Here is a 388-nt window from a genome sequence, read left to right as displayed (position 1 = left end):
CGCGGACCCCGAAGCCGACGTCGCCCCTGCTCGCACCGATTGCCACGACAGGCAGGTGCGTACGTGCCGCCTTCAGCTCGCTTGCGACGACCAGGTCGCCGGCCTCCTCGAATTCGAGCACGACGCAGCCCGGCATCAGCGAGCCCGCCACGGTGAGGAAGGCCCGTCCGCTCGCAAAGGCCTGCACTTCGTAACCGGCGGCCTCCAGGGCGCCGACGAGGCCACGCCTGGCGTCGTTTCCCGTCGCGATCACGTAGGCCCGCAGGTCGGTATCGGTGGTGACGTCCTGCGCGATCCCGCCGACCAATCGGATGTGCCCATCGAGCGCGGGGATCGGGAAGAAGGTGTCACGGATGCGGCGTACCGTGTGGTCCGCGGCGCGCAGGAT

At 69.8% G+C, this 388-nt stretch carries 1 protein-coding gene; it reads right to left on the bottom strand.

Going from position 1 to position 388, the window contains the following annotated elements; genetic code table 11:
- A partial coding sequence (locus GVJ63_RS22110; protein WP_200843147.1) for a hypothetical protein occupies positions 1–388 on the bottom strand: 388 nt, incomplete at both ends.

This window comes from Pantoea sp. 18059, from assembly GCF_902706165.1.
GTDB classification, from domain to species: Bacteria; Pseudomonadota; Gammaproteobacteria; order Enterobacterales; family Enterobacteriaceae; genus Pantoea; species Pantoea agglomerans.
This window is presented reverse-complemented; position numbering and strand designations above follow the sequence as displayed.